The sequence below is a fragment of the Bradyrhizobium sp. 2S1 genome, from assembly GCF_011516625.5.
Classification (GTDB): Bacteria; Pseudomonadota; Alphaproteobacteria; order Rhizobiales; family Xanthobacteraceae; genus Bradyrhizobium; species Bradyrhizobium septentrionale.
Genome location: NZ_CP147717.1, coordinates 8,967,340 through 8,985,534, shown reverse-complemented (window position 1 = coordinate 8,985,534; position 18,195 = coordinate 8,967,340). Strand labels below are relative to the sequence as shown.

Here is an 18,195-nt window from a genome sequence, read left to right as displayed (position 1 = left end):
ACAGTGGTGGATTGGCGCCGTCATCGCGCCATTCGAGTGCCGTCGCTAAATCGGCTTGCCCGTATACGGCATCGACGCGGTGAGGCCGCCGTCGACCGGGATCGCCTGGCCATTGACGTAGGACGCCTCATCGCTGGCCAAAAACAATCCCATCGCGGCGAGCTCGTGCGGCTGGCCGGGACGCTTCAGCGGATTGAGCTGGCCGATCTTGTCCTGGGTGCCGCGTTCCTTGGCGCGATCGAACACCGGCTTCGTCATGCCGGTTTCGATCAGGCCCGGGCACACCGCATTGATGCGCACGCCGGTGCCGGAGAGCGAGTAGGCGGTGGTCTGCACCAGGCTGATGACGCCGGCCTTGCTCGCGCCGTAGGGATGTCCGCTGGCGCCGGACTTCAGGCCCGCGACGGAGGCGGTGCAGACGATCGAACCGGAACCCTGCTTGGTCATGTACGGAATCGAATGCTTGATCGCGAGGAACGGGCCGATCAGGTTGATGCGCAGCACTTCCTGCCAGTGTTCGACGGTTTGGTCGGCGAGCGGGACGAGGCCGCCGCTGACGCCGGCATTGGCCCAGATTGCATCGAGCTTGCCGTATTTCGCGACGGCCTTGTCGATGAAGGCCTTCACGTCGCTCTCCGAGCCGGCATCGGCGGTGACGGCTTCGACGGTGCCGCCTGCGTCGCGCACCAGCTTGGCGGTCTCGTTGACGCCATCGGTGCGATCGACTGCAATCAGCTTGGCGCCTTCCCTGGTGAACAGCAGCGAGGCCGCGCGGCCGATACCGCTTCCAGCGCCGGTGATGATGACGGATTTGCCTTCGAGGCGGCCCATGGTTTTTCTCCCTGTTCACGTGGTCCGTGGCGCGTCTGCCGCGCGACGGAATTCAAACAAAATTTCAAACGTCCGAAGCACTTGAGACGATGTGCGCCGTGACGTACAGCGACGGGGGACACTATTGAAGGGCTCATCCGATGTCCAATCCAGACAAGCCTAACGTGACGGTGACGCGGTGGTGGTGGGTTCGCCACGCGCCGGTGCGTAGCGACGGCGGCAACATCTACGGGCAGGAGGATATCGACTGCGACACCGGCGATGTCGAAGTGTTCGAGGCGGTCGCAAAGATGCTGCCGCGCAACGCCGTGTGGTATTCGAGCAATCTGAAGCGCACGCACAAGACCGCGGAAGCGATCTGGGCCGCAGGTTTTCCGAAGCCTGAAAGCATGACACAGGAACGCGACTTCGCCGAGCTGCATCTTGGCCGGTGGCAGGGCATGAACCGCGCCGCGTTTCTCGCCAGCCGTCCGCCGGGCAACCTCTGGTTCGCCGACGTCAACGAGCCGGCCCCCGGCGGCGAGAGTTTCATGGACCTCTACACCCGCGTCTGTCGCACGATCGTGCGGATCACGGCTGCGGAAGCGGGTAACGACATCATCGCGGTCGGCCATGGCGGCGTGATCAGGGCTGCGGTCGGTCTTGCGCTTGGCGGCCAGCCTGACAGGGGCCTGTCCTTCGACATCGACAACGTCTCGGTAACGCGGCTAGATCACATCGCGGCGCCCAACGTCTCCGTGTGGCGGTTGCCGATGGTGAACCAGCAGCCCTGGATAGCCGATCCACGCCACGCCGCGATGCATCAGCCGTCCGGGCCCGAAGTTCGGCCGGCGAGCAAGCTTGCGTGATGCCGCTATCGCAACACGACAACGCTGCTTAAGCTCAACGCAGAATTCAAACACCTTACATCAGGGAGAGAAACATGACCTTGTTCGACATGAAGGGAAAAGTCGCCGTCATCACCGGCTCGACGCGCGGCATCGGGCGCGCGATCGCCGAGCGCATGGCCGAGCATGGCGCCAAGGTGGTGATCTCCTCGCGCAAGGCCGACGTCTGCGAGCAGGTGGCGAAGGAGATCAACGACGCTTACGGCAAAGGCACCGCGGTTGCGGTCGCGGCCAACATCTCGTCGAAGGAGAATCTGCAGAACCTGGTCGACGAGAGCAACCAGGCCTTCGGCAAGATCGACGTGCTGGTCTGCAACGCGGCCTCGAACCCGTATTACGGTCCGCTCGCCGGCATCTCCGACGATCAGTTCCGAAAAATCCTCGACAACAACATCGTCGCCAACAACTGGCTGATCTCGATGGTGGTGCCGCAGATGATCGAGCGCAAGGACGGCTCGATCATCATCGTGTCCTCGATCGGCGGGTTGAAGGGCTCGACCATCCTCGGCGCCTACGCGATCTCCAAGGCCGCCGACATGCAGCTCGCGCGCAACCTTGCCTGCGAATACGGCAAGCACAATATCCGCGTGAACTGCATCGCGCCTGGCCTGATCAAGACCGACTTCGCCAAGGCGCTGTGGGACAATCCGGACAATCTGAAGGCCTCGACCGCGCGATCGCCGCTGCTGCGGATCGGCGTGCCGGACGAGATCGCGGGCTGCGCCGTGATGATGGGATCAAAGGCCGGCGACTTCATGACCGGCCAGACCATCGTGATCGACGGCGGCGCGACGATCAGCTGAGGCTGATCTCGTGTCCCGGACGCGGTGCGGCGCAGAGCGCCGCTCCGCAGCGCCGGGACCCAGGAGGACCTGCACGATTGGATCGAGGGTGGCCCCGGCTCAGCAACGCACCGCTCGCGCGCTGCGTTGCGTCCGGGGCACGAGACTTACTCCACAGCGGCATACACGCCGTTGCGCACCAGCGAGCGGGTGTATTCGCGCTGGCCCGGGCCCTGCATCATGAAGACCGCGATCAGGTCTTCGCGCGGATCGATCCAGAAGAACGTGCCGGCCATGCCGCTCCAGAAGTACTGGCCGACCGAGCCCGAGAACGGCGCGATGCCCTGCTGCATCCGCACGGCGAAGCCGAGGCCAAAACTGTGGCCGGGCGACACCAGCGTGCCCTGGATCTTGACGCCGGCGCCGAGGTGATCGGACGCCATGAATTCGAGCGTCTTGCGGCCGATGATCCTTGTGCCGTCGAGCGCGCCGCCATTGAGCAGCATCTGCGCGAAGCGCGCATAGTCCATCGTGGTCGACACCAGCCCGCCGCCGCCGGATTCCATCGCGGGCTTCTCGAGCATATTGAACAGTTGCACCTTCTCGTTGGTCCAGGGATCGTTGGCAAACGCCTCGGCGAGCCGGCCGGCATTCGCTTCGGGGGTGTGGAAGGCGGTCTCGGTCATCTGCAGGGGAGAGAGGATGCGTTCGGTCAGGAACGCACCGAGCGTCTTGCCGCTGACGACCTCGATGATGCGGCCGAGGATGTCGGTGGAACGGCTGTAGTTCCACTCGGCGCCGGGCTGGCAGACCAGCGGCATGCCGGCGAGCATGGTGGCGTGCTCGGCATTGGTGATCTTGCGGCTGCGCAGCCGCGACTGCTGGTAGAGCTGCTGCACCGGCCCGTTGCCGGTGTGGTCATAGGTCAGGCCCGACGTGTGGCGCAGCAGGTCCTGGATCGTCATCTGTCGCTGCACGGGCACCAGCTCGAGCTTGCCGTCACGCTCGACGCCGACCTTGGTCTCGGCGAATTCGGGGATGAATTTCGCGACGGGGTCGTTGAGCAGGAAGTGGCCGTCCTCCAGCAGCGTCATGATGCCGATGGAGACGATCGGCTTGGTCATCGAGAAGATGCGGAAGATCGTGTCATGCGCCATTGGCGCCGAGGCCGCCGGGCTCTGCCGGCCGATCGCATCGAACCAGCCGATCTGGCCGCGCCGCGCCACCAGTACCGTGAAGCCGGGCGCGGTTCCCTTGTCGACCTCGCGCTTGAAGGTGTCGGACAGCGCCTGCAGCCGCACGCTCGACAGCCCGATCGATTGGGGCTTGGCGAGGGGGAGGGGGGGGGTGGTTTGGCTGGCGGCATGCTTGGTGGCGGTCTGGACGTTCATAGTCTCTCCCTGGTTCTTGATTCTTGCGGCGGAGCGCCGACGTGGGGTGATGGCCGAAGTCTGGCGCAGAAGTTTTGCAATGAACAGAAGCTTCACCGCTTCGCCCTTGCAAACCGGCCATGCCCTGTGCTTGAAACGGCGCGAACCGGCGGCGACGCGGGTTCCCTGCAGGAGTGTAGCTCAATTGGTAGAGCACCGGTCTCCAAAACCGGGGGTCGCAGGTTCGAGCCCTGCCACTCCTGCCAGCTTTTCCCTAATAATTTGAAGGTGTTGGCCGAGGTCCTGGACCCCGGCCATGATTGTCTTCACTCACTTGATGAGCGGGCAGCCGCCATCCTTCAGCGGCCGGAACGCCTGGTCGCCGGGCACCTCGGCGAGCACCTTGTAGTAATCCCACGGCGCCTTCGATTCCTCCGGCTTCTTGACCTCGAACAGGAACATCGAGTGCACCATGCGGCCGTCCTCGCGGACCACGCCGTTGTCGGTGAAGGCGTCGCGGACCGGAGTTTCGCGCATCTTCGCCAGCACCGGCTTGGTCTCCTTGCTGCCGGCGGCCTTCACCGCGTTGAGGTAGTGCAGGGTGGCGCTGTAGGTCGCAGCCTGGTTCATCGTCGGCATCCGCTTCATGCGCTCGAAGAAGCGCTTGCCGAAGGCGCGGGTGCGGTCGTTGAGATCCCAATAGTAGGCCTCGGTGATGATCAGGCCCTGCGCGAGCTTCAGCCCGAGGCTGTGGATGTCGGAAATGAACATCACGATGCCGGCCAGATTCTGCCCGCCCGCGACGATGCCGAATTCGGCGGCCTGCTTGATCGCATTGATGGTATCGCCGCCGCCATTGGCGAGGCCGACGATCTTGGCCTTCGATGACTGCGCCTGCAGCAGGAACGACGAGAAATCCGGCGTGTTGAGCGGATGCCGCGCGCTGCCGATCACCTTGCCGCCGGCGGCGCGGACCACATCGCCGGTGTCGCGCTCGATCGAATGGCCGAAGACGTAGTCGGCGGTGATGAAGAACCAGCTGTCGCCGCCGTTCTTCACGATCGCGCTGCCGACGGTGTGGGCGTTGGCGTAGGTGTCGTAGGTCCAGTGCAGCGTGTAGGGCGAGCAGGACTTGCCGGTGATGTCGGAGCTCGCCGCGTCCGTCACGATCATGATTTTCTCGAACTGCTTCGACATCTCCATGCCGGCTAGCGCGGTCGCCGAGGTCGGCATGTCGATGATCATGTCGACATTCTCGGCCTCGTACCATTTGCGGGTGATGGTGGCGGCGACGTCGGCCTTGTTGAGGGCGTCGGCGGTGACGAGCTCGATCGGCTTGCCGAACATCGAGCCGCCGAACTCCTCGATCGCCATCTTGGTGGCCTCGACATTCCCGGCGCCGCCGATGTCCGAATAGACCGACTGGAAATCCGTGAGCACGCCGATCTTGAGCGGCGCCTGTTGCGCGAGCGCCGGCCCCGCCAGCACTGCTGCGATCAGGCCGGCGGCGGACAGACTCGTGACGATGGATTTCATGATGATGGACCTCCCAGATTTTCTTATCGGCTTGGTGTTCTTATAAGTTTGTCCGACAAAGCTAGATTTGCCCGGTTCCGCTGTCAATTCTTGCCGGCCGGGTGCGACATTCAGGCCGTAGATGCCTATTTGACGCTCCAAATGCCTTCGCCTATCCTTTGTCCGACAAACAACAATCGGGAGCCCGAGGGAGCCAAGGATGCCCGCCACGCCGCTGTTCCGGCGCATTGATGTCGCGCCGGCCTATCAGAAGGTCGCGGACGCGATCGAACGCGAGATCATCAACGGCCGGATCAAGCCGGGCGAGCCGATCGGCACCGAGCAGCAGCTCGTCGCGCAGTTCGGCGTCAACCGCTCGACGGTGCGCGAGGGCATTCGCGTGCTCGAGGAGGGCGGGCTGATCCGCCGCGATTCCAGCCGCCGGTTGCAGGCCTGCCTGCCGCGCTACAACAAGCTCGCCACCCGGCTGTCACGCGCGCTGATCCTGCACGAGGTGACGTTCCGCGAATTGTTCGAGACGTCGATGACGCTGGAGGTCGCGAGCGTCGAGGGGGCGGTCGAGCGCGCGACCGAGGAGAACATCGCCGAGCTCGCCGGCAATATCGAGCGCAGCGCGGCGGTGGTCGGCAATCCGGCTGATCTTGCCGAGCTCGACGCGGAATTCCACGTGCTGATGGCCAAGGCCTCGCAGAACCGCGTGCTGCAGCTCGCCCGCGAGCCCGCCGCGCAGCTGTTCTTTCCGACCACCGAGATGATCGTCGGCGGCGTGCCCGAGGGCGGCGCGCGCCTCGTCGAGGCGCATCGCCACATCCTCGATGCGATCAGGCGGCACGACAAGGAGGCCGGCGTGCTGTGGACGCGGCGGCATTTGCAGGACTGGCGGCGCGGCTTCGAGAAGATCGCCTCGCTCGATCGCTCGGTCGAGCACACCTACATGGAACACGCCTACGCCGCGCGGCAGTGAGGCGGCGGGGCCAAGAGCGACAAGACAACGACAACAAGCACATTCGGGAGGGACATATGAGCGGAGACATCGCAGCAACCATCCAGCGCGCCCGCGAGCACAGCATCGGCGACCTGTTGCGCCGGTCGGCCAAGCGCTACCCCAACAAGACCGCGCTGATCTGCGGCGCGGTGAACTGGACATTTGCGGAGATGGACGCGATCTGCAATCGGCTCGGGCGCGGATTGCTCGCGCTCGGCGTCGCGAAAGGCGACCGCGTCGCGGTGCTGTCGCGCAACTCGCATGGCTTCGCCGCGCTGCGCTTCGCGGTGGCGCGGATCGGTGCGATCCTGGTGCCGATCAACTTCATGCTCAATCCGGACGAGATCAATTTCATCCTCGCCAATTCCGGCGCAAAACTGCTCGCGGTCGGGCCGGATTTCGTGGAGACCGCGCACGCTGCGGCCGCCAAGGGCTCGGCGGTCGAAACCCTGATCTGGCTGCCGGGCGAGGATCCGGCCACCGCGCCTGAAGGCATCACGACCTTCGACAGCGTGCTGCACAGCGATGCATCGGTACCGGATACCTCGGTCGACAGCCGCGATCCCGCGCAGATCATCTACACCAGCGGCACCGAGTCGTTGCCGAAGGGCGCGATCCTCACCCACGAAGCCGTCATGTGGCAGTATGTCAGCTGCATCATCGACGGCGGCATGACGACCGACGACACCGTGCTGCACGCGCTGCCGCTCTATCACTGCGCGCAACTCGACGTCTTCCTGGGCCCCGCGATCTATCTCGGCGCCACCAGTCTCATTACCGGCAAGCCGGTGCCGGACAACGTCCTGGCGCTGATCGCGGCCCACAGGATCAACGCGTTCTTCGCGCCGCCGACGATCTGGATCGCGATGCTGCGCTCGGGCGCGTTCGATCGCACCGATCTGTCGACCCTGCGCAAGGGCTATTACGGCGCCTCGATCATGCCGGTCGAGGTGCTGCTCGAACTGCAGCGGCGGCTGCCCGATGTGAAATTCTGGAACTTCTACGGCCAGACCGAGATTGCACCGCTCGCAACCGTGCTGGCGCCGGCGGACCAGCTGCCGAAGGCAGGATCAGCCGGCAAGCCCGCGATCAATGTCGAGACGCGGGTGGTGAATTCCGACATGACCGACGTCGGGGTGGGCGAGGTCGGCGAGATCGTGCACCGCTCGCCGCATCTGTTGTCCGGCTACTACAACGACCCGGTCAAGACCGCGGCCGCGTTCGCCGGCGGCTGGTTTCATTCCGGCGATCTCTCGACCGTCGATGCCGACGGCTACATCACCGTGGTCGATCGCGTGAAGGACATGATCAAGAGCGGCGGCGAGAACGTCGCGAGCCGGGAGGTCGAGGAGATGATCTACCGGCTGCCTGCGGTGTCCGAGGTGGCGGTGGTCGGGCTGCCCGACCCGCGCTGGATCGAGGCGGTGACCGCGATCGTGGTGGTCAAGGCCGGCGCGAGCCTCGAGGCCGACGCCGTGATCAAGCATTGCGCGGCATCGATGGCCCATTTCAAGGTGCCGAAGCGGGTGATCTTCGTCGACAGCCTGCCGAAGAACCCGAGCGGCAAGCTGCTCAAGCGCGAGCTGCGCCAGCGCTATCTCGGCGGGGCTACGCTGGACCAGGCGGTCCAGAAGAGCTTTGCCGGCTAGGACATGGGCAGGGGGATGATCCGAAGCTTCGGCGCGCGTCAGGGCAAACGCAATCACTGGCCAGCCGTCGGCGCTCCCTTGTCCGACCACTCTGGCGGTAGTCCAAGCTTGCCGGCGGCCATCCCGACCAGGCCGGGATTGCGCCCGAACGCTTCGCAGGCCGCTTATTTCGGCTTGCCGCCGAACGACGCGCCGATCTTGTCGAACGATGGCAGGTCCGGCGGCTTTCCGAACGGCGTGCTGCCGGTAACGACGAGCTTGCTGAAATCGTCGCTGAACGAGGAGGCGAGTTCGTAGGCGTCACCGGCACTCGAGACCATCGGCGAACTGGTGAATGAATTTGCGCCGCGAGCCCAGATCATCGCCGCCTGCTGGCGGCTGGCCGGATCCCGCACCTCGGCTTCGACCGTCAGGCTGCCGAGCCCGACCGGCAACCGCGGCACCGGCACGGGGACGCCTGCGCCGAGCGCGGTCGGCAGGATGCCGACCACTTTGGAAGCGCCCGCAGCGACTTCGTCAGTGGGCGCCGCCTGCGTGACGCGCGCGTATGCGGTGAGATCCGCAGGCTGATCGAGCGCAACGACCTGAAGCCGCTCGCTCAGGCCGACGCAGAGCGAACGATCGATGGCATTGGCCACCAGCTTCCTCTGCTCTTGCGACAGCGTCGGTGATGCGCCCTGCGAGAAGGTCGCGGGAACGATGTGTATGGTCTTCGCAGCAAGGACGTCGTCTTTGTTGACGCGAACCAGCGACTTCGCCAGCAGCCCGTCGGATTGCGTGAGATTGTCGTAGGATGCCAGTGATCCGCCTCGGGTCATCGGTGCGCTGGCGCAGCCCGACAACAACAGCATCGCAACCGCAGCGCCGGTAAGCGAGGACGACCGATTGAGCTGGCCATCGCGCGACGCCCGGCCCGTGCTCTGCGCATCAGCCGCAGCGCCCGGCAGAAATTCTAATCTCATGTCACCCCTCGAACGACCACTCACCCCACGAACGATCGCACGTCACGATAGAACAGGGCCGCCCGGGTCGGGATTAAGAGATATTAAGTCAGATGTAGGCCGTGAAACTGCGCGACCTATTTGAGCCACATTTGGCCGTGCAGGCTTAACAAAACGCTATATTTGCGCGCTGCGCATCCGCGGCAGACGCCTCTAAAATGCCGTGATGCAAATCCTGGAATTCGACCTCGTGGCTTTCCCCGTCACCAACGCGCGCATCCTCTGTGTCGAGGACGACGCCGATATCGCGCGCATGCTGGCCGAGGTCCTCCAGGACAACGGCTTCGGAGCGGTGCTGGTCGGTTCGGCCATCGAGATGGATGCGCTGCTCAAGCGCGAGAGCGTCGATCTCATCGTGCTCGACGTGATGCTGCCGGGCGAGGACGGGTTGAGCATCTGCCGACGGCTGCGCATGTCGTCCTCGATTCCCATCATCATGCTGACGGCGCGGAGCGAGGACATCGACCGCATCCTCGGTCTCGAACTCGGTGCCGACGACTATGTCACCAAGCCGTTCAATTCGCGCGAGCTGGTGGCCCGCATCCGCGCACTGTTGCGCCGGGTCGAGAGCGGCACTGCGTCGCGCTCGCGGCCGCGTCCCTTGACCTTCGCCGGATGGCGCATCAACCCCACCACCCGCGAACTGCATGACCCCGCCGGTGTCCGCATCACGCTGACCGGGGCCGAGTTCGATCTGCTGCTGGCGTTCTGCCGCAATCCGGGGCAGGTGCTGTCGCGCGAGCAACTGATCGAGCAGGCCTTCGGCGGCCTGATCGCCTCGGTCGAGCGCAGCGTCGACGTTCATATCAGCCGCATCAGGCAGAAGATCGAGCCGGATCCGAAGGACCGCTCGATGATCAAGACCGTGCGGCTCGGCGGTTACCTCTTCACGCCTGCGGTCGAGCAGATCTGATGGGATGGGCGCAGCGGCTGATGCCGCGCAGCATCGCTGCGCAACTCATGAGCCTCGTCGCGCTCTCGGAACTGATCGGCATCACGCTCGCAGCGGTGACCGTGATTTTTCTGTTCGATTCTCCCTCGATCAACGACACGCAGAAGTTTCTTGCGGGGCGGGTCTCCGAGGTCGCGCAGCTGCTGCGTTCCACGAAGACGCCAACCGAAGCGGATGGGCTGCTGGCCGTGGCCAGGCGCGGCGGTCTCGACGTCAAACGGGTCGCGTTGAGCGAACTCGTGCCGCGGACGGCCGGAGAGACGCGGCCGTTTTCCATAAGAGCATTTCGGCAACTGGCGGCCGAGTCTGGAATTGAGTTGCTGGAGGAGCTGCGCCATCCGGCAGGTTCGTCGTCACAGGTGGTCGTGAAGCTCGACAACGGCCACGCGTTGATGGCCGACGTCGCGGTCAATGGCGGCTTTTGGTCCATTCTGCTCCGCCCGGCGGCCGGAGGGGCAATCATCCTGCTGATATCCATGCTGCTGCTGTCGGTCTATGCCGTGCGCTGGGTGATCGCGCCGCTGGCCGAAGTCGCGAGCGCCGCGACCTCGTTCGGCCGCTCGCCGCGGGCTCCCGAGGCGCTACGCCGGCGCGGTCCGCTTGAAATCGCCCAGGTCGCCGACGCCCTGAACGACATGCGCACCCGGATCCGCGCGCTGCTCGACGATCGTACCCGCATGCTGGCCGCAATCAGTCATGACCTGCGGACGCCGCTGACGCGGCTCAGGCTGCGCGCCGAGCGTGTCCGAGAAGATACTCTGCGCACGGCGATGCTGAACGATATCGCCAAAGTGACGCGCATGATCAACGAGACGTTGGAGTATCTTCGCGACGATGCGCGCTCGGAGGCAGTCTCGCACATCGACCTGCCGAGCTTTCTGCAGACCATCTGTTCCGAGTTCGCCGATCTGGGCCACGCGGTGTCCTATGCCGGGCCTCCGCGTCTTCCCTATGCCTGCCGGCCTCGCGCCCTGTCGCGCGCCGTCACCAATGTCGTGGAGAACGCAGTCAAGCACGGCAGCACGGTCGCGGTCGCGCTACGTCCCAAGGACTCGAACCACATTGAGATCGAGGTGGTTGACGACGGGCCCGGCATCCCGCCGGCGCTGCGCGATAAGGTGTTCGAACCCTTCTTCAAGGCTGATGGCGCACGGCAGGATAGCGGCGGCTTTGGGCTGGGGCTGTCGATCGCCCAGGATATTGCCAAACGCCACGGTGGCAGCATCGAACTGAAGCCGCGGGAGCCGGTCGGATTGCGGGTATCGATGCTGCTGCCGCTGAAGTCCGTCCTGGCCTAGACGAGGCGGGGCGGTGTGCGTTACCGCACGCGACAGGGGCACCTTCTTGACGCCAATCCCGGGCGGGAAGTCCCGGAGGTGCCCCGCGCCCCGGCTAAGCCGTTGAATTGAAGGGATCAATGCCCGATCGGCCCGCGCCTGGCCCTCGTGGGGCGCGACCTCGCCGACCTTGACGTTTGGCCGGTCCCGCAGTAGATACCCGGCACTCGCAGCCGGCCCGCTTTGATGGCGGATATCCGGCGCGGCCTAATTCCCCGAACATTCGAGCTCGTTTATCGGCTCAACCTTCAAACGAGGGCTGGGTCCGCAAGGTCGGCTGTTCGGATTCCTTGAAACGTTGCAATCGTCCGGTCACGGACGCGGATCCCACGATGGCTTTCAGCCCGTTCAAATTCCTGCAGGAAGTGCGCTCGGAGACCGCCAAGGTCACCTGGCCGACGCGCCGCGAGACGACCATCACCACCATCATGGTGTTCGTGATGGTGGCGCTGGCCTCGGTCTTCTTTTTCGCCGCGGACCAGATCATCCGCTATCTCATCACGCTGATCCTGGGCATCCACTGATGAGCATGGGAACTCAATTGATGGACAAGCGCTGGTACATCGTCCACGCCTATTCGAACTTCGAGAAGAAGGTGGCGGAATCGATCCGCGAGCAGGCCAAGCAGCGCGGGCTGGAAGAGCTGTTCGAGCAGGTGCTGGTGCCGACCGAGAAGGTCACCGAGGTGCGCCGCGGCCGCAAGATCGACGCCGAGCGCAAGTTCTTCCCGGGCTATGTGCTGGTCAAGATGAAGCTGACCGACGAGGCGTTCCATCTGATCAAGAACACCCCGAAGGTGACGGGCTTCCTCGGCGCGGAAAACAAGCCGATGCCGATCTCGGAATCCGAGGCGATGCGGATCCTGCATCAGGTGCAGGAGGGCGTGGAGCGTCCGAAGGCGTCGGTGTCGTTCGAAATCGGCGAGAATGTGCGCGTGGCCGATGGCCCGTTCGCCTCGTTCTCCGGCGTGGTGGAAGAAATCGACGAGGCGCGCTCGCGCGTGAAGGTCGCGGTGTCGATCTTCGGCCGCGCGACCCCCGTGGAACTGGAATTCGGTCAGGTCGAAAAGGTGGTCTGACGGGACGGCGTGGGGTATATGCCCCCCGTCAAGTGAGAGGCCGTGGGAGGGAGGAGGCGGTCGCCAGCCCCTTCAACCGAACCACGGAACCTGAAACCGCCGGCACCGTCCGGCACAACAGGAGTGATAAATGGCAAAGAAAGTAACCGGATACCTGAAGCTTCAGGTCCCGGCCGGTGCGGCGAATCCTTCGCCCCCGATCGGCCCCGCGCTTGGTCAGCGCGGTCTCAACATCATGGAGTTCTGCAAGGCGTTCAACGCGCAGACCCAGAAGGAAGAGAAGAATACCCCAATCCCGGTGGTGATCACGATCTACGCCGATCGTTCGTTCACCTTCGAGATGAAGACGCCCCCGATGTCGTTCTTCCTCAAGCAGGCTGCCAAGATCCAGTCCGGCTCGAAGGCGCCGGGCCGTGACAAGGCCGGCAAGGTGACCAAGGCGCAGGTGCGCGAGATCGCCGAGAAGAAGATGAAGGACTTGAATTGCGACACCATCGAATCGGCCATGAAGATGGTCGAGGGCTCTGCCCGTTCGATGGGTCTGGAAGTTGCGGGGTAACGGGCCATGGCAATCGGAAAGCGTTTGAAGAAGGCCCGCGAGGGCGTCGATCGCGAGAAGCTCTACCCGCTCGCGGATGCCATCAAGATCATCAAGGAGCGCGCCAAGTCGAAGTTCGACGAGACGATCGAGATTGCGATCAATCTCGGCGTCGACCCGCGCCACGCCGACCAGATGGTCCGCGGCGTCGTCAACCTGCCGAACGGTACCGGCCGCACGCTGCGCGTCGGCGTGTTCGCGCGCGGTGCCAAGGCTGAGGAAGCCAAGGCCGCCGGTGCCGACGTCGTCGGTGCCGAGGACCTGGTCGAGAAGGTGCAGGGCGGTGCGATCGATTTCGACCGCTGTATCGCCACCCCCGACATGATGCCGCTGGTCGGCCGCCTCGGTAAGGTGCTCGGTCCGCGCGGCATGATGCCGAACCCGAAGATCGGCACCGTGACCATGGACGTCACCAACGCCGTGAAGGGCGCCAAGGGCGGCTCGGTCGAGTTCCGCGTCGAGAAGGCCGGCATCGTGCAGGCCGGCATCGGCAAGGCCTCGTTCTCCGAGGACAAGCTGGTCGAGAACGTCAAGGCGCTCGCAGACGCGGTCTCCAAGGCGAAGCCGGCGGGTTCCAAGGGCACCTACATCCAGCGTGTGGCGGTTTCCTCCACCATGGGCCCGGGCGTGAAGGTCGAGCCGGGCACAATCCTCGGCTGAGGTCTTTGGCCGTGACGAGATAAAGAGGGGCGGGATCGGGCAACCGGTTCCGCCCCTTTGTTTTGCCAGAGCGTTTTCGAGCGAAATGGGTACCGGTTCGCGTGAAGAAAACGCGTCAAAGCAAGAATCCAGAGCCCGTTCCGATTCAATCGGGAAGGAAAAGACTCCAGGTGAGGCCTCTCGCAGGAAACAACAATGCCCGATAAGGTCCTGGTCTATTCACGCTTTCCCAGAAACGAACTGGTGCGCTTCGGTGAGCGCTACGAACTGTTGAATGCCGCGGGCAAGCGGCTGACCGAGATGTTTTCGGCGGCGGAGCTTGGCGATATCCGGGCGATGATCACGGCGGGCGGTACCCCGCTCAGCGGTGAGGCGATGGACGTGCTGCCGAAGCTCGGCGCGATCATCTGCTACGGCACCGGATATGAGGGGATCGATCTTGCCGCCGCCGTCAGGCGCGGAACCGCAGCGGCGACTGGATCGGCGCCAAGCCGTCGCCGATGATGCGGCCGCAGGCCGGCATGCGCGGCCGCAAGGTCGGCGTCTACGGCCTCGGCGAGATCGGCCGCAAGATCGCGGCGCGCGTCGCCGCGTTCGAAACCGAGGTCGGCTATTTCAGCCGGTCACGGCAGGATGTGCCGTATCAGCACTTTCCGAGCCTCGAGGCGCTCGCCGACTGGTGCAGCGTGCTGATGATCGCGGTGCGCGCCGGTGCTGATACGGTCCATGCCGTCAATGCCGACATCCTGCGCCGGCTCGGCAACAGCGGGATCATCGTCAACATCTCGCGCGGCTCCGTCGTCGACCAGAAGGCGCTGGTTGCGGCTCTTGCCGATCAGTCCATCGCGGGCGCCGGGCTCGACGTGTTTGCCAGGGAGCCGCACGCGCCCGACGAACTGACGGCGCTGCCGAACGTCGTGCTGTCCCCGCATATCGGCGGCCACACCCTGTAATCGCACGTGGCGATGCAGGACTGCGTGCTCGCCAATCTCGAGGCGTTCTTCGCCGGCAAGCCGCTCGCCTATCCGGTGCCGTCGGCGTCCTGACCGGCGGTCAGGCGCGGCGCGTGGCGCAGCTTGTCGGGGTTGCGGACGACGTAGATCGCCGCGATCCGATTGGTCGCGGCGTCGATCGCCAGGCTGAGCGTGTGGTCGATCTCGCCATCGAGAAGGACCAGCGCGCCTGCGCTGCCGTTGACCATCATCGGCTCGACACGGACCTCGCTGCCGGCATTCTTGCCGACGATGCCGATGATGAAGCGGACGATCTTCTCGGCCCCCTTGATCGGGTTCAGCGCCGCCAGCTTGCGGCCGCCGCCATCGGTGATCGCGATCGCATCCTCGCGCAGCAGATCGGCCAGAGCGGAGACGTCGCCGCTGGCTGCGGCCTGGCAGAATGCCGTCAGCAATCTTGCGTGGCCCTCGGGCGGAGCGGCCGGGGCAGGGCGGCTGTCGCGCACGGTCCGCCGGGCGCGCGCCGCGAGCTGCCGGCAGGCCACCTCGCTGCGCTCGAGCGTGCGCGCGACTTCCGCAAACGGCCGGTCGAACACGTCGTGCAGCAGGAACGCGGCGCGCTCGAGCGGTGACAAGGTGTCGAGCGCCAGCATCAGGGCGAAGGAGAGATCGTGGGCAAGCTCGGTCGCTGCCTCGGCCGACAGGCTCTCGTCGAACACCGGCTCGGGCAGCCATGCGCCGACATAGACCTCGCGCTGGGCGCTGGCGCTCTTCAGCCGGTCGAGGCAGAGCCGGGTCACCACCGTGACGAGGAACGCCTCGGGATTGTGAACGCCGTCGGCCGCGGCGAAGCGCAGCCAGGCGTCCTGCACCACGTCGTCGGCGTCGCTGCGGCTGCCGAGCATGCGATAGGCGAGCCCGGTCAGCCGCGCCCGATACGGGCCGAGCGGGTCGGGCTCAGGCGGCCTGCTTGATGACATCGATCTGATGGCCGGCCACGGTCACGCGGCGACACTCCCTGGCATAGCCTAGCGCCAACTTCATCATGGGGAAGATACGCCCGATTTGCAGGGCCATCGCGAGGTCGATCACGCCTTTTTCGCCCCAGCGCGCGCGAACCTCGTCGCGGCAGGTATCATCCTCCGTGGAACGCCGCACGATCGCGTCCGCGAAGCGGAAGCCGAGCGCGGTGTCCGCCGACATCGCGTCAACGTCGCGCCTGAGCACGGCCGTGACCTGCTGCTCCGCCATCCCGGCCTCGATCGCCATGTCGGCGACCAGCTGCGCGCAGGGACCGCAATCTTCGGCCAGCGCGCCGGTGAGCTTGGCGGCGAAGCAGGCTTCGACCGGCGCAACCTCGCGGCAGGCGGCGGCCTTCATCGCGCCGGCGAACTTGAAGAATGACGTCGGCGATTGCTTCAGCATCATCTCAAGATAGCTGGTGTCGTAACCGTAGCGCTTGGAATAAGCGCGCAGCATACGGCGCGCGATGAAACTACGCATGGTGTTCTCCTGATTGTTCTCTTGGGCTTGGCAGGGCGGAATAGAGTGCGAGGGCCGCGGGCAGGATCACCGCGATCAGGTCGGACGCGGCATGGCGGTCATGGCCGCCGGCGATCATCGCAAGATGCAGCAGGCCATGGCCCACCAGGAACGCGGCGCCCGCGACCGCCGCGGGCCACCAGGCCGGCCGCCAGGCTCGCGCGGCGAGACCGAGCCCGGCTGCAATGAAGGCGATGCCGACGTCCTGAACCAAATGGGGGTTGAAGGGGCCGGTATCGGCGGCGCCGGGAACCAGCGACCACCAGACGGAACCGGCTGACAGCATCACCAGCCCATTGCCGAGGTTGAAGAGGGCGAGAATTCCTGCAATCCATCGTTTCATGCGAGCCTCCAGCGCCCAGACGAGCGACACCGCCGTCGTGTGACGTCGCGTCGGAGAAATTTTCGCTGGGCCGAGGCGGATCGGTGAACTGGTCTGAATTTTGCTCTTGGCAAGCAGGGCAGGACCGGCTACATAGCGCCTTCCGGGCGTGCTGGCACTTGCTGGCAGGTCCGTGCTCGCATTCCGAAAACCTGAGGTGATAGGAGATCATTCCTTTCCGCATGCCCGCAAGGATGCTCGAAAGGAAGGAAACCCGTCGCCTTCAACGGAATAAGAGCAGGGCGTTCGGCCTCGGCCGATAGCCCGATCCTGTCCAAGACTGCAGGCGCCCGCGAGAACTTCGTGTTTTCAACGGCTTAATCGCATGGCCTGCATAGACGGGTGAAGACCGGATTTTGTGCTCCACGTCGCGGCCTGTTCGTGGCTGGGAGGCTTGGTTTGGTTCGAACCTCGACAGCCCATGGCCGCAAGGCTTTGGGAGGGCAGGCTTCTAGATGTCGTCTTGCCCGGCGTGTCCGAAGGGTCTTGCGCCCCAAGGATCAGGTTTTGGGTGGGGCGATGGGTGCAACCCGGCGGTCCTGCCTTCGCGGATAAGGCCGCCAACCGGAAAGAGCTTGCTGTGGAACGAGCGGCAAAAAAAGAGGCGGTCGGACAGCTCAACGAGGCCTTCAAGGCCACGAGCGTTGCGATCGTCGCTCACTATTCCGGCCTCACCGTAGCCCAGATGCAGAAGCTGCGCATGCAGATGAAGCAGGCGGGTGCGTCGGTGAAGGTCTCGAAGAACCGTCTCGCCAAAATTGCTCTTGAAGGCACTGACGTCGCTGCCATCGGTTCCCTGCTGAAGGGGCCGACTGTGATCGCTACTTCGAACGATCCGGTCGCGGCGCCAAAGGTTGCCGTCGAATTCGCCAAGGCGAACGAAAAGTTCGTCATCCTTGGCGGTTCGATGGGTAAAACCGTCCTGAGTGTCGACAGCGTGAAGGCGCTTGCCTCACTGCCGTCGCTTGACGAACTGCGCAGCAAGATCGTGGGCCTCCTCGTGGCGCCGGCGACCAAGCTCGCTCAGCTGTCGAACGCGCCCGCGGCCAAGCTCGCACGCGTCATTCAGGCTCATGCCTCAAAGAGCGAAGCGGCCTGACCCTTCGCTAATCTCAAAACCTGGTTCGAACCAAACGTTTAAGGAAACAGATCAATGGCTGACTTGCAGAAAATCGTCGACGACCTCTCGAGCCTCACCGTGCTCGAAGCGGCCGAACTCGCCAAGCTCCTCGAGGAAAAGTGGGGCGTCTCCGCCGCTGCCGCCGTCGCGGTGGCCGGCCCGGCCGGTGGCGGTGCTGCCGCTGCTCCGGCTGAAGAGAAGACCGAGTTCACTGTCGTGCTGGCTGCTGCCGGCGACAAGAAGATCGAAGTCATCAAGGAAGTCCGCGCCATCACCGGCTTGGGCCTGAAGGAAGCCAAGGACCTCGTCGAAGGCGCTCCGAAGCCCGTCAAGGAAGGCGTCAACAAGGATGAAGCCGAGAAGGTCAAGGCCCAGCTCGAGAAGGCTGGCGCCAAGGTCGAGCTCAAGTAATGCGCGATCCGGGAGCGCCGCAGGGCGCTCCCGGGCCAAGCAAGCGGCGTGCGGCAGGTTGCCGCGTAGCGCGCCGGACACAAGAAAGTGTGGGGATCCGTGGACTTAACCCTCGAATCTC

19 protein-coding genes, 1 tRNA gene and 1 pseudogene are annotated in these 18,195 nt (G+C 64.8%); 14 read left to right on the top strand and 7 right to left on the bottom strand.

Annotated features, from left to right (window positions below; genetic code table 11):
* Positions 1–45 precede the first annotated feature (45 nt).
* Complete coding sequence (locus tag HAP54_RS42970; RefSeq protein WP_166297395.1) at positions 46–831, bottom strand: SDR family NAD(P)-dependent oxidoreductase; 786 nt, start codon at positions 829–831, stop codon at positions 46–48.
* A 140-nt stretch (positions 832–971) separates the two neighbouring features.
* On the opposite strand from HAP54_RS42970, the gene HAP54_RS42965 reads away from it, so the two are divergent.
* Together HAP54_RS42965 and HAP54_RS42960 are read left to right on the top strand one after the other, a co-directional pair.
* Complete coding sequence (locus tag HAP54_RS42965) at positions 972–1,679, top strand: histidine phosphatase family protein (RefSeq protein ID WP_166297393.1); 708 nt, start codon at positions 972–974, stop codon at positions 1,677–1,679.
* Positions 1,680–1,753: 74 nt separating this feature from the next.
* Entirely contained in the window at positions 1,754–2,521 is a 768-nt protein-coding gene (locus tag HAP54_RS42960) for an SDR family NAD(P)-dependent oxidoreductase (RefSeq protein WP_166297391.1), read from the top strand.
* Between the two features lie 146 nt (positions 2,522–2,667).
* Here the strand turns inward: HAP54_RS42960 and HAP54_RS42955 are convergent, their stop codons facing one another.
* Positions 2,668–3,891: a serine hydrolase domain-containing protein gene (locus tag HAP54_RS42955; RefSeq protein WP_166297389.1), complete on the bottom strand. Its 1,224-nt coding sequence runs from the start codon at positions 3,889–3,891 to the stop codon at positions 2,668–2,670.
* A gap of 169 nt (positions 3,892–4,060) precedes the next feature.
* On the opposite strand from HAP54_RS42955, the gene HAP54_RS42950 reads away from it, so the two are divergent.
* Positions 4,061–4,136, top strand: a tRNA-Trp gene (locus HAP54_RS42950).
* A 64-nt stretch (positions 4,137–4,200) separates the two neighbouring features.
* Here HAP54_RS42950 and HAP54_RS42945 read toward each other — a convergent pair.
* On the bottom strand, positions 4,201–5,406 hold the full coding sequence (locus HAP54_RS42945; RefSeq protein WP_166297387.1) for an ABC transporter substrate-binding protein: 1,206 nt from the start codon (positions 5,404–5,406) through the stop codon (positions 4,201–4,203).
* Positions 5,407–5,605: 199 nt separating this feature from the next.
* Here HAP54_RS42945 and HAP54_RS42940 point away from each other — a divergent pair, with 199 nt between their 5' ends.
* Together HAP54_RS42940 and HAP54_RS42935 are read left to right on the top strand one after the other, a co-directional pair.
* Complete coding sequence (locus HAP54_RS42940; RefSeq protein WP_166297385.1) at positions 5,606–6,370, top strand: FadR/GntR family transcriptional regulator; 765 nt, start codon at positions 5,606–5,608, stop codon at positions 6,368–6,370.
* Positions 6,371–6,426: 56 nt separating this feature from the next.
* The gene (locus HAP54_RS42935; protein ID WP_166297383.1) at positions 6,427–8,040 is read left to right on the top strand and encodes an acyl-CoA synthetase; all 1,614 of its coding nucleotides are present in this window, start codon (positions 6,427–6,429) and stop codon (positions 8,038–8,040) included.
* A gap of 164 nt (positions 8,041–8,204) precedes the next feature.
* On the opposite strand, the gene HAP54_RS42930 is transcribed toward HAP54_RS42935, so the two are convergent.
* Positions 8,205–9,002: a DUF3313 domain-containing protein gene (locus HAP54_RS42930; protein ID WP_312022777.1), complete on the bottom strand. Its 798-nt coding sequence runs from the start codon at positions 9,000–9,002 to the stop codon at positions 8,205–8,207.
* Between the two features lie 205 nt (positions 9,003–9,207).
* On the opposite strand from HAP54_RS42930, the gene HAP54_RS42925 reads away from it, so the two are divergent.
* From HAP54_RS42925 to HAP54_RS42895, 7 genes and pseudogenes are all read left to right on the top strand, one after another.
* Entirely contained in the window at positions 9,208–9,954 is a 747-nt protein-coding gene (locus HAP54_RS42925; protein WP_166297381.1) for a response regulator, read from the top strand.
* 20 nt (positions 9,955–9,974) lie between these two features.
* Complete coding sequence (locus HAP54_RS42920; protein WP_339156808.1) at positions 9,975–11,291, top strand: ATP-binding protein; 1,317 nt, start codon at positions 9,975–9,977, stop codon at positions 11,289–11,291.
* 371 nt (positions 11,292–11,662) lie between these two features.
* Positions 11,663–11,854: a preprotein translocase subunit SecE gene (gene secE / locus HAP54_RS42915; protein ID WP_028335448.1), complete on the top strand. Its 192-nt coding sequence runs from the start codon at positions 11,663–11,665 to the stop codon at positions 11,852–11,854.
* 20 nt (positions 11,855–11,874) lie between these two features.
* Positions 11,875–12,408, top strand: a complete 534-nt coding sequence (gene nusG, locus HAP54_RS42910) for a transcription termination/antitermination protein NusG (protein ID WP_044538613.1) — start codon at positions 11,875–11,877, stop codon at positions 12,406–12,408.
* Between the two features lie 130 nt (positions 12,409–12,538).
* Positions 12,539–12,967 carry a 50S ribosomal protein L11 gene (gene rplK / locus HAP54_RS42905; protein WP_008136439.1) on the top strand — a complete coding sequence of 143 codons (429 nt, stop codon included), beginning with the start codon at positions 12,539–12,541 and terminating at the stop codon, positions 12,965–12,967.
* A gap of 6 nt (positions 12,968–12,973) precedes the next feature.
* Positions 12,974–13,666, top strand: a complete 693-nt coding sequence (rplA, locus tag HAP54_RS42900; RefSeq protein WP_166297377.1) for a 50S ribosomal protein L1 — start codon at positions 12,974–12,976, stop codon at positions 13,664–13,666.
* 195 nt (positions 13,667–13,861) lie between these two features.
* Positions 13,862–14,712, top strand: a pseudogene (locus tag HAP54_RS42895) (NAD(P)-dependent oxidoreductase).
* Here the strand turns inward: HAP54_RS42895 and sigJ are convergent.
* Genes sigJ through HAP54_RS42880 form a run of 3 tightly spaced genes read right to left on the bottom strand, consistent with a single transcriptional unit; the run spans position 14,688 to position 16,504 of the window.
* Positions 14,688–15,599 (bottom strand): RNA polymerase sigma factor SigJ, encoded by a 912-nt coding sequence (sigJ, locus tag HAP54_RS42890; RefSeq protein ID WP_166297375.1) that lies wholly within the window; start codon positions 15,597–15,599, stop codon positions 14,688–14,690. The pseudogene HAP54_RS42895 and the gene sigJ sit on opposite strands and share 25 nt — an antisense overlap.
* Complete coding sequence (locus tag HAP54_RS42885; RefSeq protein WP_166297373.1) at positions 15,577–16,122, bottom strand: hypothetical protein; 546 nt, start codon at positions 16,120–16,122, stop codon at positions 15,577–15,579. Before HAP54_RS42885 ends, sigJ begins: the two co-directional genes overlap by 23 nt.
* Complete coding sequence (locus HAP54_RS42880) at positions 16,115–16,504, bottom strand: hypothetical protein (protein WP_166297371.1); 390 nt, start codon at positions 16,502–16,504, stop codon at positions 16,115–16,117. Before HAP54_RS42880 ends, HAP54_RS42885 begins: the two co-directional genes overlap by 8 nt.
* 619 nt (positions 16,505–17,123) lie before the next feature.
* Between HAP54_RS42880 and rplJ the strand changes: the two genes are divergently transcribed.
* Together rplJ and rplL are read left to right on the top strand one after the other, a co-directional pair.
* Entirely contained in the window at positions 17,124–17,642 is a 519-nt protein-coding gene (rplJ, locus tag HAP54_RS42875) for a 50S ribosomal protein L10 (protein WP_166306983.1), read from the top strand.
* A 54-nt stretch (positions 17,643–17,696) separates the two neighbouring features.
* A complete protein-coding gene (gene rplL / locus HAP54_RS42870; RefSeq protein WP_029081779.1) occupies positions 17,697–18,074 on the top strand; it encodes a 50S ribosomal protein L7/L12 in 378 nt (125 codons plus the stop codon).
* The last annotated feature ends 121 nt before the right edge of the window (positions 18,075–18,195 follow it).

What these genes read in the sequence shown, in the direction of transcription:
- HAP54_RS42970 (WP_166297395.1), bottom strand. Translation starts at nt 831, where the DNA reads ATGGGCCGCCTCGAAGGCAAATCCGTCATCATCACCGGCGCTGGAAGC.
- HAP54_RS42965 (WP_166297393.1), top strand. Translation starts at nt 972, where the DNA reads ATGTCCAATCCAGACAAGCCTAACGTGACGGTGACGCGGTGGTGGTGG.
- HAP54_RS42960 (WP_166297391.1), top strand. Translation starts at nt 1,754, where the DNA reads ATGACCTTGTTCGACATGAAGGGAAAAGTCGCCGTCATCACCGGCTCG.
- HAP54_RS42955 (WP_166297389.1), bottom strand. Translation starts at nt 3,891, where the DNA reads ATGAACGTCCAGACCGCCACCAAGCATGCCGCCAGCCAAACCACCCCC.
- HAP54_RS42945 (WP_166297387.1), bottom strand. Translation starts at nt 5,406, where the DNA reads ATGAAATCCATCGTCACGAGTCTGTCCGCCGCCGGCCTGATCGCAGCA.
- HAP54_RS42940 (WP_166297385.1), top strand. Translation starts at nt 5,606, where the DNA reads ATGCCCGCCACGCCGCTGTTCCGGCGCATTGATGTCGCGCCGGCCTAT.
- HAP54_RS42935 (WP_166297383.1), top strand. Translation starts at nt 6,427, where the DNA reads ATGAGCGGAGACATCGCAGCAACCATCCAGCGCGCCCGCGAGCACAGC.
- HAP54_RS42930 (WP_312022777.1), bottom strand. Translation starts at nt 9,002, where the DNA reads ATGAGATTAGAATTTCTGCCGGGCGCTGCGGCTGATGCGCAGAGCACG.
- HAP54_RS42925 (WP_166297381.1), top strand. Translation starts at nt 9,208, where the DNA reads ATGCAAATCCTGGAATTCGACCTCGTGGCTTTCCCCGTCACCAACGCG.
- HAP54_RS42920 (WP_339156808.1), top strand. Translation starts at nt 9,975, where the DNA reads ATGCCGCGCAGCATCGCTGCGCAACTCATGAGCCTCGTCGCGCTCTCG.
- secE (WP_028335448.1), top strand. Translation starts at nt 11,663, where the DNA reads ATGGCTTTCAGCCCGTTCAAATTCCTGCAGGAAGTGCGCTCGGAGACC.
- nusG (WP_044538613.1), top strand. Translation starts at nt 11,875, where the DNA reads ATGGACAAGCGCTGGTACATCGTCCACGCCTATTCGAACTTCGAGAAG.
- rplK (WP_008136439.1), top strand. Translation starts at nt 12,539, where the DNA reads ATGGCAAAGAAAGTAACCGGATACCTGAAGCTTCAGGTCCCGGCCGGT.
- rplA (WP_166297377.1), top strand. Translation starts at nt 12,974, where the DNA reads ATGGCAATCGGAAAGCGTTTGAAGAAGGCCCGCGAGGGCGTCGATCGC.
- sigJ (WP_166297375.1), bottom strand. Translation starts at nt 15,599, where the DNA reads ATGTCATCAAGCAGGCCGCCTGAGCCCGACCCGCTCGGCCCGTATCGG.
- HAP54_RS42885 (WP_166297373.1), bottom strand. Translation starts at nt 16,122, where the DNA reads ATGCGTAGTTTCATCGCGCGCCGTATGCTGCGCGCTTATTCCAAGCGC.
- HAP54_RS42880 (WP_166297371.1), bottom strand. Translation starts at nt 16,504, where the DNA reads ATGAAACGATGGATTGCAGGAATTCTCGCCCTCTTCAACCTCGGCAAT.
- rplL (WP_029081779.1), top strand. Translation starts at nt 17,697, where the DNA reads ATGGCTGACTTGCAGAAAATCGTCGACGACCTCTCGAGCCTCACCGTG.